9 protein-coding genes and 1 pseudogene are annotated in these 14,676 nt (G+C 73.1%); 9 read left to right on the top strand and 1 reads right to left on the bottom strand.

Features of this window, described 5'->3' with window-relative positions:
- Positions 1-341: 341 nt before the first annotated feature.
- The gene (locus B446_RS19690) at positions 342-1,694 is read right to left on the bottom strand and encodes a PLP-dependent aminotransferase family protein (RefSeq protein WP_020941194.1); all 1,353 of its coding nucleotides are present in this window, start codon (positions 1,692-1,694) and stop codon (positions 342-344) included.
- 106 nt (positions 1,695-1,800) lie between these two features.
- Here B446_RS19690 and B446_RS19685 point away from each other — a divergent pair, with 106 nt between their 5' ends.
- The 9 genes and pseudogenes from B446_RS19685 to B446_RS40775 all read left to right on the top strand — a co-directional run bounded on the left by B446_RS19685 (position 1,801) and on the right by B446_RS40775 (position 14,633).
- Positions 1,801-2,589 carry an alpha/beta fold hydrolase gene (locus B446_RS19685; RefSeq protein ID WP_020941193.1) on the top strand — a complete coding sequence of 263 codons (789 nt, stop codon included), beginning with the start codon at positions 1,801-1,803 and terminating at the stop codon, positions 2,587-2,589.
- A 10-nt stretch (positions 2,590-2,599) separates the two neighbouring features.
- Positions 2,600-3,553: an endonuclease/exonuclease/phosphatase family protein gene (locus tag B446_RS19680; RefSeq protein WP_043476054.1), complete on the top strand. Its 954-nt coding sequence runs from the start codon at positions 2,600-2,602 to the stop codon at positions 3,551-3,553.
- A 240-nt stretch (positions 3,554-3,793) separates the two neighbouring features.
- A pseudogene (locus B446_RS37200) lies at positions 3,794-4,111 on the top strand (FUSC family protein); the annotation flags it as partial.
- Between the two features lie 102 nt (positions 4,112-4,213).
- A complete protein-coding gene (locus tag B446_RS19670) occupies positions 4,214-6,076 on the top strand; it encodes a VWA domain-containing protein (RefSeq protein ID WP_020941191.1) in 1,863 nt (620 codons plus the stop codon).
- Positions 6,077-6,212: 136 nt separating this feature from the next.
- Positions 6,213-7,928, top strand: coding sequence for a methionine--tRNA ligase (gene metG / locus B446_RS19665; protein ID WP_020941190.1), 1,716 nt, complete (start codon positions 6,213-6,215; stop codon positions 7,926-7,928).
- A gap of 7 nt (positions 7,929-7,935) precedes the next feature.
- Positions 7,936-9,534 carry a methionine--tRNA ligase gene (metG, locus tag B446_RS19660; RefSeq protein WP_020941189.1) on the top strand — a complete coding sequence of 533 codons (1,599 nt, stop codon included), beginning with the start codon at positions 7,936-7,938 and terminating at the stop codon, positions 9,532-9,534.
- Positions 9,535-9,660: 126 nt separating this feature from the next.
- Entirely contained in the window at positions 9,661-10,599 is a 939-nt protein-coding gene (locus tag B446_RS19655; RefSeq protein ID WP_043476049.1) for a hypothetical protein, read from the top strand.
- 60 nt (positions 10,600-10,659) lie between these two features.
- The gene (locus B446_RS19650) at positions 10,660-11,355 is read left to right on the top strand and encodes a hypothetical protein (protein WP_020941187.1); all 696 of its coding nucleotides are present in this window, start codon (positions 10,660-10,662) and stop codon (positions 11,353-11,355) included.
- A gap of 170 nt (positions 11,356-11,525) precedes the next feature.
- Positions 11,526-14,633 (top strand): FG-GAP repeat domain-containing protein, encoded by a 3,108-nt coding sequence (locus tag B446_RS40775; RefSeq protein WP_020941186.1) that lies wholly within the window; start codon positions 11,526-11,528, stop codon positions 14,631-14,633.
- Positions 14,634-14,676 lie beyond the last annotated feature (43 nt).

Genomic DNA, 14,676 nt, shown 5'->3' with positions numbered 1-14,676 from the left:
CCGCCAGGCGCAGCACCCCCTCCCCGCCCGCATCCGGCTCCGGGCGGTCCGGACGGCCCCGGTACCGGCGACCAGGCAGCCGCCCGCAGCCCTGGCCTCGGCCACTCCGGTGGGACGGCCGGGCCGGCCGGACCGGACCGCAGGCCCCCGGGCTCAGGCCCCAGGCACACCGCGCCCCGGCAACCTGCCGGCGGGCCACCACCGGTGACCCCCGCCCCGCAGCGCGCTCCCCCCGCCTTCGGTACCGTTCCCGTCGGTCACCACGACCGGGCGGCCGGAGCGCCCCGCACGCAAGCCCCCGGGCTCACCTCGACGCCCACGCACAGCGCCCCGGCGGTCCCTCACCCTCCCCCAGCCCCTGCCCCCGGCCCTTCCCGCGCCAGCTCGGCGAGGCTGCGCAGGGCCTGGGTCAGGTCCGGTTCCCCGGCGGAGGCGAGGCCCAGTCTGACGGCGGACGGGGTCCGGTTCGGGTCGACCGCGAAGGCGGTGCCCGGGGTGACGGCGATGCCCCGCGCCCGGGCGGCCGCGGTGAAGGTGTCGGCCCGCCAGGGCGCGGGCAGCTCCCACCAGGCGAAGTAGGCGGCCGGATCGGACCGTACGGCGAAACCGTCCAGCTCCCGCGCGACCAGCCGTTGCCGCCGCCGCGCCTGGCGCCGCTTGGCGTCGGCCAGCCGCGCCACGGTGCCGTCGCCGATCCAGCGCACGGCCGCCTCCAGCGCGAAGCCGCCCGCGCCCCAGCCCCCGGAGCGCACGGCCCGGGCCACCGCCCCCGCCCGGTCGGCCGGCGCCGAGACGAACCCGACGGTGAGCCCCGGCGCTACCCGCTTGGACAGCCCGTCGACCACGTGGACCAGCCCGGGCGCGAGGGCGGCGAGCGGCGGTTCGCCGCCCTGGTGCAGGAACGACCAGATCCGGTCCTCCACGACCGGTGTCCCCAGGCTGTGGACGACCTCCGCCAGTGCGGCCCGCCGCTCGGCGGACAGCGTCAGCGAGGTCGGGTTGTGCAAGGTCGGCTGGAGGTAGAGGGCGGACAGCGGAGCGGTGCGGTGGGCGGCCGCGACCGACTCCGGCAGCGGCCCCCGCTCGTCGGTGGCGAGCGGCACGAGGACGCAGCCGATCCGGGCCGCGATCTCCTTGACCAGCGGATACGTCAGCGGTTCCACCCCGACCCGGCCGCCCGGCCGTACCAGCGAGGCGAGCGTGGCCGCGACGGCCTGACGGGCGTTGCCGGTGAAGACGACGCCGTCCGGGTCGGGCCGGTGGCCACCGGCGGCGAGCAGCCCGGCGGCCGCCTCGCGGGCCGCCCGGGTCCCCGCGGCCGCCGCCGGCCGCAGCGCCTCGGCCAGCGCGTCCGGCCGCAGCAGCGGCGCGAGGGCGGGTGCCAGCAGCTCCGCCTGGCCGGGCGCCGACGGGTAGTTGAGCTCCAGGTTCACGGGGGCGCGGTCCGCCGCCTCGGTCAGCGCGTGCCCGGGCTGCGGGTCCGGCTCGGTGGCGCGGACGAACGTGCCGCGCCCGACCTCGCCCACCACCAGTCCCCGGCGCACGAGTTCGGCGTACACCCGCCCCGCCGTCGAGGCCGCGATCCCGTGCCGCCGGGCGAACGCCCGCTGCGGCGGCAGCCGTTGCCCCGGCCGGAGCCGGCCGCGCCCGATGTCCGCGGCGATCCGGCCGGCGATGCGCCGGTAGTCGTCCACGCGTCCCCCTTCTCCTCTGTCTCTCCCGCCGTGACGCTGCGCGCGATTGCACCGAGGGCAAAGATTTCATTGCACCGAAGGAGAGGCCACACCTAGGGTCGAACACATGCCCCCCTTCCTCTCGTACGAGGACAAAAACCCCGGTGTCTCCGCGCGGGTGCCCCTCGTCCTCGTCCACGGCCACCCCTTCGACCGCACGATGTGGGCCCCGCAGCTCACCGCGTTCGCCGCCGGACGCCGGGTGGTCGCCCCCGACCTGCGCGGCTACGGCGCCTCCCCGGTGACCCCCGGCACCGTCCCGCTCTCCCGCCACGCCCGGGACATCGAGGACCTGCTGGACCACCTGGCCGTGGACACCTGCGTCCTGGCCGGCCTGTCGATGGGCGGCCAGATCGCCATGGAGTGCTACGGCCGCTTCGGCGACCGCGTCCGGGGCCTGGTCCTCGCCGACACCTTCCCCGACCCCGAGACCCCCGCCGGAAGGCTGGGCCGGCGCGCCATGGCGGACCGGCTGCTCGCCGAGGGCATGCGCGGCTACGCCGACGAGGTGCTGGAGAGGATGGTCGCCCCCTACGCCGCGCCCGAGGTCAAGTCCCACGTCCACCGCATGATGACGGCCACCGCACCGCAGGGCGCCGCGGCCTCCCTGCGCGGCCGCGCCGAACGCCCCGGCTACCGCGGCCTGTTGACGAAGGTGACCGTCCCCGCGCTGGTCGTGGTCGGCGCCGACGACACCTACACCCCGGTCGCGGACGCGGAGGCGATGCACGCGGCGCTCCCCGACTCGGTGCTGCACGTCGTCGACGGCGCGGCCCACCTGCCGAACCTGGAGCGGGCCCCGGAGTTCAACCGCGTCCTGGAGAAGTTCCTGACACGGATCGACACCGGCTCGTAGGCTCGGCCGGGTGAGCGATCGTCCCCGCAGGCCCGGTTCCTGGTGCGCGGGGCTGCTGCTGGCCGGGGTGAGCGCGGTCCTCGGCTGCCGGGCGGCCGGCACCGACGGCGTCACACCCGTCCCGCAGCTGCTCGCCTTCCTGCCCTGGCTGCTCGTACCGGCCGTGCTCGGCCTGCTGTGCGCGCTGCTCGCCCGCTGGTGGGCGGGACTGGTGTGGGCGGTCGCCGCGCTGGCCGTGCTGGCCTGGTACGCGGACCCCTACGGCCGCGTCCACGAGCCCGCGGGGCGGCCCGTCGCCTCCCTGCGGGTGCTGACCTCGAACGTCGAGTTCGGCCGCGGCACCCCGTCCCTGGTCCCGCAGATCCGCCGGCAACGCCCGGACCTCGTCTTCGTCGAGGAGTGCGAGCACACCTGCCGGGCCACCCTGGAGCGGGACCTGGCCGACGCCTACCCGCACCGGCGGGCCGTCGCGGCGGACGGCTCCAAGGGCTCCCTCGTCCTCAGCCGCTACCCACTGCGGCCGGCGGCCGGGGTCCCCGGCACGATGGGCATGCCCGGAGCCGTCGCCGACGTACGCGGCCACGCCGTACGCGTCCAGCTCGCCCACCCGATGCCCCCGCTGCCCGGCCAGGTCGGCCTCTGGCGCCGGGAACTGGACCGGCTGCGCGCCTTCGCCGCCGCCGACACCCGCACGCCCACCATCCTCGCCGGCGACTTCAACGCCTCCCAGGACCATCAGGCCTTCCGCCGCATCCTCGACACCGGCCTGTCCGACGCCGCCGGCCTCGACGGACACGACCGCACCCCGAGCTGGCCCGCCCGCACCGCCTCCGTCATCGGCGCCCAGATCGACCACGTCCTGCTCTCCCCGGACTTCTCCGCGGCCGACGCCCGCTTCCTGCGTCTGACCCGCACCGACCACCGCGCACTGGTCGTCGACGTCACCCTGCACGCACCCGGCTGACGGGACCGCAGGCCGGAACGGAGCGGGAACAATGGGCGCATGTCCCGTGAGGTCCGGAACCTCCGACCCCGCCGGGCACCCCTCAACCGGTCCGCGATGGCCCGCGCCGTCCTCGCGACGAGCCTGCCGCCGGCGACCGGTCTCGCGGCCGGACAGCCGGCGTACGGCGCGCTCGCCTCCATGGGCGCCCTGTCCGGCGTCCTGGACATCGCGGTCCCGCAGCTCTTCGGCGCGCTCGGCGTCGAGGCGGCCTTCGGCCCGGAAACCGACCCCGCGGGCCGGGCCCGCATGCGCCGCCGCCTCTACCGGGACCTGTCGCGGGCGCTCACCGAGCCGCCGCCCACCGGCAGGCGGGCCGCCGCGTGGTGACCGCTGGTCGTAACCGTGGAACGCATCGTCGACGCGGTGGCGCTGCACCTGCGTGAACTGGCGGAGGAGGTGCGCCGGTCGGAGCACCCGAGCGCGGTCAGGACCGACCTGACGGGCCCCTCGGGCAGCGTGCCGGAGCCGCTGCGCCAGGAGGTGGCCGCGGAGCGGACGATCACAACACCGCATTGACAGCTCGGCCACCGACCGAAACGGGATCGCGGGCCGCTAACCTTACGTGTCCGTCCTGGCCAGGGATTAAACGGGCATCAACTCACACGAAGGGTTGCGCACATGGGCATTCTCACTCTCCTGCGGAACGCATTCGGCCGCTCACGCAAGGGACGAACGGCCGAGGCAGAGGGTGCGGCCCAGTCCCCTGCGCCCACCCAGGTCCCCGAGCCCCGCACGTCCTCCCCCGAGGAGCACGAACTGGTCTCCGCGGCCTTCGACAACATCACGGTCCCCAAGCAGGCCACGTCACCCGAGCCGGGGGCAGAGCCGACGCCTGAGCCGGCGCCCAAGACCGAGCCGACCGAACCCACAGCTCAGGCGACCGAGCCCACGGCGGAGACGCCCGAGCCGGTGTCCGCCCCCGAGGCTGCGACGACCGAGGCCGAGACGGCCGAGACGGTGGCCGACCCCAAGGCGGTGGCCGACCCCGAGGCCGAGAAGCCCGAGCCGGTGGCCGAGCCCGAGGCTGAGACGCCCGAGGCGGACCGCGAGGCCGAGGTCGTCGAGCCGGAGCCGGTGGCCGAGGCCGCTGAGCCGGTGGCCGAAGAGGAGTCCAAGGCCGACGCCGCCGAGCCTGAGGCTGAGCCGGCTGTCACGGAGGCCGTGCTCAAGTTCGTCCAGCCGGTGGCCGAGGCGGAGGCAAAGGCCGAGGTCGCCGCGGAGGCAGCGGCGGAGGCCGAAGCAGACGCCAAGCACGAAGCCGAGGCAGCGGCAAAGCCCGAAGCCGAGGCGACCACCGAGCCCAAGGCTGAGGCAGGCGCAGAGCCCGTCGCCGAGGCGAAGCCCGAAGCCGAGCCCGTCGCGAAGCCCGAAGCCGAGGCCGAGCCCGTCGCTAAGCCCGCGGCCGAGGCCGAACCGGAGCCGGCGCCGGAGCCGGTGGCAGCCGAGGCGCCCCAGGCCGCCGACGGCGAGGACACCCCACAGGAGTCACCCGCGGCCGACGACGAGACCCGCACGGGTGGTGCGGGTGGGAACGACCGAGCCGAAGGCGAAGCCGAGGCGACCAACGAGCCCAAGGCCGAGGCCAACGCAGAGCCCGTCGCCGAGGCGAAGCCCGAGGCCGAACCGGAGCCGACGCCGGAGCCGCAGCCGGTCGCAGCCGAGGCGCCGCAGGCCGCCGACGGCGAGGACACCCCACAGGAGTCACCCGCGGCCGACGACGAGACCCGCACGGGTGGTGCGGGTGGGAACGACCGAGCCGAAGGCGAAGCCGAGGCGACCAACGAGCCCGAGCCGGAGGCCGACGCGCAGGCCAAGCCCGCCACACCCCTCACCAAGATCAAGTCCCGCACCCCCTCCCTCACCACCGCCTACAAGGCCGCGACCACCACCCTCAAGAAGACCGACCTCACCGGCAAACGAGCGAAGCTCTACCTCGTCCTCGACCGCTCCGCGAGCATGCGCCCGTACTACAAGGACGGCTCCGCCCAGGCCCTCGCCGACCAGACCCTCGCCCTCGCCGCCCACCTGGACCCCGAGGCCACGGTCCACGTCGTCTTCTTCTCCACCGAGGTCGACGGCACCACCGACCTCACCCTCGACGCGGACCACGAGACCCGGATCGACGACGTGCACGCCGGCCTCGGCCGCATGGGCCGTACCAGCTACCACGCCGCCGTCGAGGCCGTACTCGCGCACCACGAGAAGAACGCCGACCCGGCCGTCCCCGCGCTGGTCGTCTTCCAGACGGACGGCGCCCCGGACGCGAAGACCCCCGCCACCCAGTCCCTCACCGAGGCCGCGAAGACCCACCCCTCGGTGTTCTTCTCCTTCGTCGCCTTCGGCGAGCACGACAACAAGGCCTTCGACTACCTGCGCAAGCTGAAGACCGACAACACGTCCTTCTTCCACGCGGGCCCCACCCCGCGCGAACTCACGGACACGGAGCTCTACGAGGGCGTACTCGCCGCCTGGCGTCCGTGACCTGTCGTAACACCGCGTAACTCCCCGCACTCCCCGTGCCGCCCGCTTCTCACCCCGTAAAACGGAAGCGGGCGGCATACACACGTCGGCTACGATTTCAAGGTTCGTACACGTAGCGACCTGGGAGCAGCCCCCGATGGCTCGACACCTCATCACCAGCGCCCTTCCGTACATCAACGGGATCAAGCACCTGGGCAACATGGTGGGGTCCATGCTCCCGGCGGACGTGTACTCCCGGTACCTCCGCCGGCGCGGCCACGACGTCCTGTACATCTGCGCGACCGACGAGCACGGCACCCCCGCCGAGCTCGCCGCCAAGGAGCAGGGCCTCGCGGTGGACGTGTTCTGCGCCCAGGCGCACGACGCCCAGAAGGCCGTCTACGACGGCTTCGCGCTCGCCTTCGACTACTTCGGCCGCAGCTCCTCCGCGGAGAACCGGGACATCACCCAGCACTTCGCCCGCAAGCTGAACGAGAACGGCTTCATCGAAGAGCGCGCCATCCGCCAGGTGTACAGCCCCGCCGACGGCCGCTTCCTGCCGGACCGCTACGTCGAGGGCACCTGCCCGCACTGCGGCTACGACAAGGCCCGCGGCGACCAGTGCGAGAACTGCACCCGTGTCCTGGACCCCACGGACCTGATCAACCCCCGCTCGGCGATCTCGGGCTCCACGGACCTGGAGGTCCGCGAGACGAAGCACCTCTTCCTGCTGCAGTCCAAGCTGCAGCACGAGGTCGAGGCGTGGGTCTCCCGGCACGAGGAGGACTGGCCGCAGCTCGCCTCGTCCATCGCCCGCAAGTGGCTGACCGAGGGCCTGCACGACCGCGCCATCACCCGTGACCTCGACTGGGGCGTCCCGGTCCCGGCGGACACCTGGCCGGAACTGGCCGCCGAGGGCAAGGTCTTCTACGTCTGGTTCGACGCCCCGATCGAGTACATCGGCGCGACCAAGGAGTGGGCGGACCAGGACCCGGAGAACCGCGACTGGAAGTCGTGGTGGTACGACGTGGACACCGAGGTCCGCTACACCGAGTTCATGGCCAAGGACAACGTCCCCTTCCACACCGTGATGTTCCCGGCCACCGAGCTGGGCGTGCGCGAGCCGTGGAAGAAGGTCGACTACGTCAAGGCGTTCAACTGGCTGACGTACTACGGCGGCAAGTTCTCCACCTCGCAGAAGCGGGGCGTCTTCACCGACCAGGCCCTGGAGATCCTGCCCGCCGACTACTGGCGCTACTTCCTGATCGCCAACGCCCCCGAGTCGGACGACTCGTCCTTCACGTGGGAGCACTTCACGGCCACGGTCAACAAGGACCTCGCCGACACCCTCGGCAACTTCGTCAACCGTGTCCTGTCCTTCTCCCGCAAGCGCTTCGGCGACGACGTCCCCGAGGGCGGCGCGCCGGGCGAGGCGGAGACCCGCCTCGGCGAGGAGATCGCGACGCTCCTGGCGGAGTACGAGTCGCACATGGAGACCCTCCAGTTCCGCAAGGCCGCCGCGGCCCTGCGCGCCCTGTGGTCGGCCGGCAACTCCTACCTGGAGGAGAAGGCCCCCTGGCTGGAGATCAAGACCGACAAGGACGGCGCCGCGCTCACCCTGCGCACGGCGATGAACCTGATCCACCTGTACGCGGTGGTCTCCGAGCCGTTCATCCCGGCGACGGCGAAGGTCATGCGGGAGGCGTTCTCCCTGGAGAACGACACCGCGGCCTGGGTCACCGCGGACGAGGCGAAGGCCCTCTCCTCGGTCCCGTCCGGTACCCCCTTCACCGTCCCCCCGGTCCTCTTCGCGAAGCTCACCGACGAGGACCTGGAGACGTACAAGGAGCGCTTCGGCGGCACGGAGGGCTGACGGCGCGATGCCCTCGACGCATTCGTCGTACTACGTCACCACCCCGATCTACTACGTCAACGACGCGCCCCACCTCGGCCACGCCTACACCACGGTGGCCGGCGACGTGCTCACCCGCTGGCACCGCCAGCGCGGTGAGCGGGTGTGGTACCTCACCGGCACGGACGAGCACGGCCAGAAGATCCAGCGCACGGCCGAGGCGAACGGGGTGACGCCCCGGCAGTGGGCGGACAGGCTCGTCACCGATGCCTGGCAGCCGCTCTGGGACCACCTGGGGATCGCGAACGACGACTTCATCCGCACCACGCAGCAGCGGCACACCGACCGCGTCCAGGAGTTCGTGCAGGACCTGTACGACAAGGGCGAGATCTACAAGGGCGGCTACGAGGGCCCGTACTGCGTCGACTGCGAGGAGTACAAGCTCCCGGGTGAACTGATCGACGGCGAGGGCGAGTACGCGGGCCGGAAGCTGTGCCCGATCCACAAGCGGCCGGTGGAGATCCTCAAGGAGGAGAACTACTTCTTCCGGCTGAGCGAGTACGGCGACCGGCTCCTCGCCCACTACGAGGCGAACCCCGGTTTCATCCAGCCCGAGTCCGCGCGCAACGAGGTGGTGAACTTCGTCCGCGGTGGCCTGCAGGACCTCTCCATCTCCCGCTCGACGTTCGACTGGGGCGTCCCGGTCCCCTGGGACCACCAGCACGTGATCTACGTGTGGGTCGACGCGCTGCTGAACTACGCGACGGCGGCCGGCTACAACGAGAACCCGGAGAAGTTCGCGGACACCTTCCCGGCCGACGTCCACCTCGTCGGCAAGGACATCCTCCGTTTCCACGCGGTGATCTGGCCGGCGATGCTGATGGCCCAGGGCCTGCCGCTGCCCGGCAGGATCGCCGCCAACGGCTGGCTGATGGTCGGCGGCGAGAAGATGTCGAAGTCCAACCTGACCGGCATCAGGCCGCAGGACCTCACCTCGCACTTCGGCGTGGACGCCTACCGCTGGTACTTCCTGCGCGCCATCGCCTTCGGCCAGGACGGCTCCTTCTCCTGGGAGGACTTCACCGCCCGCTACACGAGCGAACTGGCGAACGGCTACGGCAACCTCGCCTCGCGCGTGGCCGCCATGGTCGGCACGTACTTCGGCGGGACCCTGCCCGCGGCCACCGCGGACGGCGAGGCGGAGGCGGCGGTCCACGCGGGTCTCGTCCGGGCGGTCGCCGAGGCCGACCGGCGGATCGGCGACGAACTGGACTTCCAGGGCGGCATCCTGGCCGTCTTCGACTTCGTCAAGCAGGTCAACGGCTACCTCACCGAACAGGAACCGTGGAAGGTGGCCAAGGACGAGTCGGAGCAGGGCCGGGCCCGCCTCGCGACCGTCCTCTACACGGCCGCCGAGTCGCTGCGCGCGGTCGCCGTGCTGCTCAACCCGGTCATGCCGGGGACCTCGCGCAAGCTGTGGGACTCGCTCGGCGCGGAGGCGTCCCTGGGCGCCCTGGCCGAGCAGCGGGTCCAGGACGCGGGCCGGTGGGGCACCCTGCCGGCGGGCTCGACCGTCACCAAGGGCGCGATCCTCTTCCCGCGCCTGGAGGAGAAGCCGGCCGTCTGAACCGCCGCCTGGTCCGGAACCCGGCGAACCGGCCCGGTTCTCCTGAACGTTTCTGCGCCACTCGAAGGACTGAACGCCCTCTGATCGTCCGGGCAGACGTCTCTTCGTCGCCCCTACGTTGCGCACATGGTCACATCAGCCCATGAGGGCATGCACCGGATCTTCCAGGAGCGGCCCGAGATCCTCACGCCCGTGTTCAAGGTGCTGGGGATCGCGTTGCCCGAGAAGGCGACCGTGGACGCGGTCATCACCGACGTGACGGAGACCAAGCCACTGGCCCGTCACATCGACACCGCACTGCGCGTCGCCCCCTCGGACGGCCAGGAGTTCCTGCTGGCCATCGAGGCCCAGGAACGCCGCGACCCGAAGAAGGGGTCGAGCTGGGCCTACTACGTCGCATACCTGCGGGCGAAGTACGGCCTGCCGGTTCTGCTCCTGGTCGTCTGCCGGGATCGTACGACCGCGAAGTGGGCGGCGGGCCCCTTCGAGTGCGGAGCACGGGGCTGGACCACCCAGCGGACGTACCCGCTGGTGGTCGGCCCGGACAACCTGCCGGTCATCACGGACGCGCGGACGGCGGCGGAGAAGCCCGCACTCGCCACGTTCTCCGCCCTGACACACGCCAACAGCGCGGACCGCGACGCCATACTGGAGGCACTGGGCCGTGCTCTGCAGGGCATGGACGCCGAGGCCGCCGACTACTTCTACCAATTCCTGGACGTCGCCCTGGGGGACAACCCCGCCGGCGACAAGTGGAGGCAGATCATGGGGTTCGTCAACTACTTCCCCGGCCGCGGCCATGTCATGGAGCGGGCCTACCTGGAAGGCAAGGCCACGGGCGAAGCCAAGGGGGAGGCAAAGGGGGAGGCAAAGGGCGTGCTGGCGGTCCTCGAGGTGCGCGGCATCCCGGTGCCGGACGACGTGCGTGGGCGCATCACCGCGTGCACCGACCCCGGCCGCGTCAGCGACTGGCTCGACCGGGCACGCACGGTCGAGCACGCGGAGGACCTGTTCGGCGAGGCCGATGATCTCGCCGCAGAGACCCGCGACGTACCGCAGACCTGACCGGACACGGGGGCCCCGCGCCCGGCCGCCCCCGCTCCGTTCTGGCAGAGTAAGGATCTCGTGAACCTACCCAGCCCCCACCACCGGCTCCTCTCCGACGTCGTCGGCGTCGGCGGGCCGTTCGGGCTCGTGCTCGCCGGCGGTTACGCGTTGCAGGCGCACGGGCTGCTCGAACGGCCGCACGCGAACGTCGACTTCGCCACCGAGAGCCCCAAGGCCATGGACCGCATCGCCGGTGCCGTCGGCGCCGCCCTGGAGGCGCGGGGGCGGCTGGTGCAGGCCGGAAGGGCCACCGAGCGGACCGCGGAGCTGACGGTCACGGACCCGCCGAGCGGCGAGCCCTGCACCCTCACCCTGCACAAGGAGACGTTCTGGCAGCCGCCCGAGCTGACCGCGTACGGCCCCGCGCTCTGCGCCGAGGACGCCGTCGGCACGAAGATCCGGGCCCTGTACGACCGGGGCGCCGCCGTCGACCTGATCGACGCGCGGGCCGCCGCCACCCGCTTCTCCCTGCCGGACCTGGAGGAACTGGGCCGCAGGCACGCCCATGACCCCTTCGACCTGCCCACCCTGCAGTCCCGCCTGACGGGCACGGACTTCTACTCCACCCTGGAGTTCCTGCGGTACGGGCTGGACGAGCCGCGCGTCGCCGACCTGCGCGCCTGGGCGCAGGCCTGGTCGGACGACATCGCCGAGCGGCTGCTGGAGGACGGTGCCGCTCCCGAGGACGAACCCGATCCCGGCACGGGCGAGTAACCCGGCCCGCCGCACGGTCTCCACCCCCGTCTTCGCGCCGTCCCGTCGCCCACCCGAGCCCCGTACCTTCTCCCACCCCTTCCCCAAGCCCGGTAAAAGCCCCGGTAAAAGCCCTGGTAAGGTCCGCTCACTTGGCGAGGGCGGGGGCCCTCGCGGGGAGGGAAACTCACGTGGGCAGACACGCCCCCCGACGGCGCGGCGCGGCCGCGGCCGTCTCCTCGTTCGCGGTCGCCCTGGCGGCCGTGTCCGCCGCCGTCCTGCCGGGCGGCGGCGCCTCGGCCGAACCGGGCACCCCGGCGGCCGGCACCACCGAGATCACACTGACCGACCCCAACTCCACCCGCCCGCGCACCGACCGGCCCCTGGTCGCCGGCGCGAGCGGATTCCTGCACCGGCAGAGCGGGATCGCCGGGCTGCTGTGGACGGATCACGCCACCGGCACCACCGTGGTCGTCGGCACGGCGGACGGCGCCTACGCGCCGGTCGGCGCGTGCGCGAACCTGGGCTCGACGACCTGCCCGGAGGCCTGGTACGGCTCCGACGGCGACCTGGTCGCGCTGCCGCAGGCCGGCTCGGTGTCCCTCTGGGACCCGGAGACCCGGACGACGTCGGTCCTCACCTCCGACCAGGCGTACCGCGGACTTGCCGGGCGGACCGTGCTCACCGAGCGGGCGCTGCACGACCGGGTGGACGGCGCGTGGCGCTCCCGCGCCCTCGCGCCCGCCGGCACGCGGATCACCTCGGGTTCCGTCAAGGCCGCCGACGCGCACGGCGCGTTGTTCCAGGTGGGCACCGACCTGTACCACCTGGACACCGGCACGGCCGTCGCCACCGAGGTGTTCGAGGCCGTGGGCGCCCGCCCGGTCACCGTCATGAGCGACGACCGCGTCGGCGTGTACGACCTCGGCTCCGGTGACCTGCGCCTGAAGTCGCGCACGGACCCGGGCGGCGTCGAGCAGGTGCTGGACCTGCCCGCGCCGGGCGGCTACCTGGAGGGCGCCCCGGTCCTCGTCGGCGACTGGCTGCTGCTGCCGCTGTCCGGCGGCATCGGCAGCGGGACCGGCGTCCGCCTGGCCGCCGTGTCCCTCGCCGACGGCTCGTCGCGCACCCTGCTGGCCAAGGCCGGCGCGTACGCGGTCCGCGCCTCCGGCGACAGCGCCCTGGTCACCGGCGGCACCGACGCCGCCGACTGGTGGACCCAGCGGGTGACCCAGTCCGCCGACGGCTCGCTGACCGCGACGAAGGCGGCGCAGGTCCCCGCGCCGGAGAACGCCAAGACGGGCCTCGCGCTCAGCCGCGGCAGTCTGCGCGTCGCCGAGGACGACCCGAGCGGCACCACGGACACCACCTCGGTGCGCACGCTCACCACGACCGGCGGCCGGCTGACCGCCTCCGAGCCGCAGCCCGGCGACAGGATCAGCCCCGTGTGTCCCTACGCCGGAGCCGACTGCTCGGTGCTGTGGGGCAACAGCGGCGACGGCCCGCGTGACGCCTTCCTCACCACGTACGACGACGCCGGCATCGCCGGCGAGTCGGACCGGCTGATCGCGATGAAGGACGGCTCCTCCGACCACACCCTGGAGTTCCGTACCCGGGGCGGCACCGTCGTCGACGTCTCCGACGGCTACGCCGTCTACAACTCCGGCGGCGCGTCCCCGGCGCAGTACGTCGGCGAGTTCGGGCAGGGCCAGAAGCTGAAGCGGTCCGTGCGCGCCGCCGCGCTGAACGGCCCCACGCTGTGGAGCGCCACGGCCACCGCCGCCGAACTCACCTCGTACGACATCGCCACGGGCCGGACGGGGGCCACGGTCACCGTGCCCGGCCTCGGCTGTGTGCCGGACGAACTGCAGGCGGCCGGCCGCTGGGTGTACTGGGCGTGCGGCGACGACTCGGCGGGCGTGTACGACACCAAGGCGGGCACGTCCCGCGCGGTGACCGGGGGCGACGTGCTGCTGGGCGACGGCTTCACCGTCCGGCACGACCACGCCGTCGGCACCCTGGTCCTGACCGAGGCGGCCACCGGCGCCACCCGGGTGATCGCCACGACCGTCCAGGACACCGGCCTCGCCGTGGACCGCCGCTTCAAGTGGACCGTGGACGAGTACACGGGCCTGGTCGCCTGGACCGACCTGTACGAGCGGACGCACGTCGCCACCACCGGCGTCACGCCGTCGGCCGTGACGGCCTTCGAGTCCGGGACGCCGAGTTACGTCGACCCCGGCACGCCGTTCGAGGGCTCGTGGCTGCTGTCCCGTCCGGTCACCTCCTGGTCGCTGACGTTCGCCTCCGTGCAGAGCGGCGCGAAGGGCAGGGTGAGCGACACGATCACCGGGGGCGCGTCCCCGGCCCGGGTGGCGGCGCACTGGTCCGGCACCACGGCCACGAACGTCCGTTTCCCCAACGGGATGTTCACCTGGACCCTCAAGGCCACCGGCACCGGCACCGCCGGCGCGGTCACCGTGGCGTCCGGCGAGGGCTTCCTGTCCCGGGGCGCCCCCGTACGGCACGACTTCACCAGCCCCGACGGCCCGGACGGCCGGGGCGACCTGCTCACGCTCAACTCCTCGGGCGGGCTGACCTTCCAGGCCGGCACCGGCACGGGCAGGTTCGGCGACAAGACCACCGGCACCGGCTGGGCGACGAGCGTCAGGGCCGTGCCCTTCGGCGACCTCGACGGCGACCGCTGCAACGACGTGCTGGTCCGGCTGAGCAGCGGCGCCCTGCGCCTGTACAAGCCGGGCTGCGGCAAGGCGGTCACCCCGAAGACGTCGTACACGACCCTCGCGAGCAGCGGCTGGACCCAGTACGACGTGCTGACCTCGCCCGGTGACGTCACCGGCGACGGGCGTCCCGACCTGATCAGCCGCGCCGCCTCGACCGGCACCGTCTACCTCCACAAGGGCACGGCCGACGGCAAGCTGGCGGCCCGGGTGAAGCTGTACGACAACTGGAAGGGCTACAAGAAGGTCATCGGCGCAGGCGACCTGAACGGCGACGGCATCGGCGACCTGCTCGCCCAGGACAAGGCGAACACCCTCTACCGGTTCGACGGCCGGGGCGACGGCACCTTCGCGGCCCGGGCGAAGGTGTTCGCCGACTGGGGCGCCTCGTACAACGCGGTGGTCGGTGTCGGCGACCTCACCGACGACGGCAGGGCCGACCTGGTCTCGCGGGACAGCGGCGGCAACGTCTACCGCAACAGCGGTGACGGCAAGGGCTCCTTCGGCGCCCGCACGAAGATCGCCACAGGCTGGGGCGGCTACACGTCCCTGTCCTGACGCGCCGGAGACGGCTGTGCGCGCCGATCGTCAAGAGCGAGTC

Source organism: Streptomyces collinus Tu 365 (genome assembly GCF_000444875.1).
GTDB classification, from domain to species: Bacteria; Actinomycetota; Actinomycetes; order Streptomycetales; family Streptomycetaceae; genus Streptomyces; species Streptomyces collinus_A.
The sequence above is the reverse complement of the archived record's forward strand: the minus strand, read 5'-3'. Positions and strand labels throughout refer to the sequence as shown.

Bases quoted from the DNA above. Each gene is read 5' to 3' on its own strand.
- metG (WP_020941190.1), top strand. From the start codon at position 6,213: ATGGCTCGACACCTCATCACCAGCGCCCTTCCGTACATCAACGGGATC.
- metG (WP_020941189.1), top strand. From the start codon at position 7,936: ATGCCCTCGACGCATTCGTCGTACTACGTCACCACCCCGATCTACTAC.
- B446_RS19685 (WP_020941193.1), top strand. From the start codon at position 1,801: ATGCCCCCCTTCCTCTCGTACGAGGACAAAAACCCCGGTGTCTCCGCG.
- B446_RS19670 (WP_020941191.1), top strand. From the start codon at position 4,214: ATGGGCATTCTCACTCTCCTGCGGAACGCATTCGGCCGCTCACGCAAG.
- B446_RS19655 (WP_043476049.1), top strand. From the start codon at position 9,661: ATGGTCACATCAGCCCATGAGGGCATGCACCGGATCTTCCAGGAGCGG.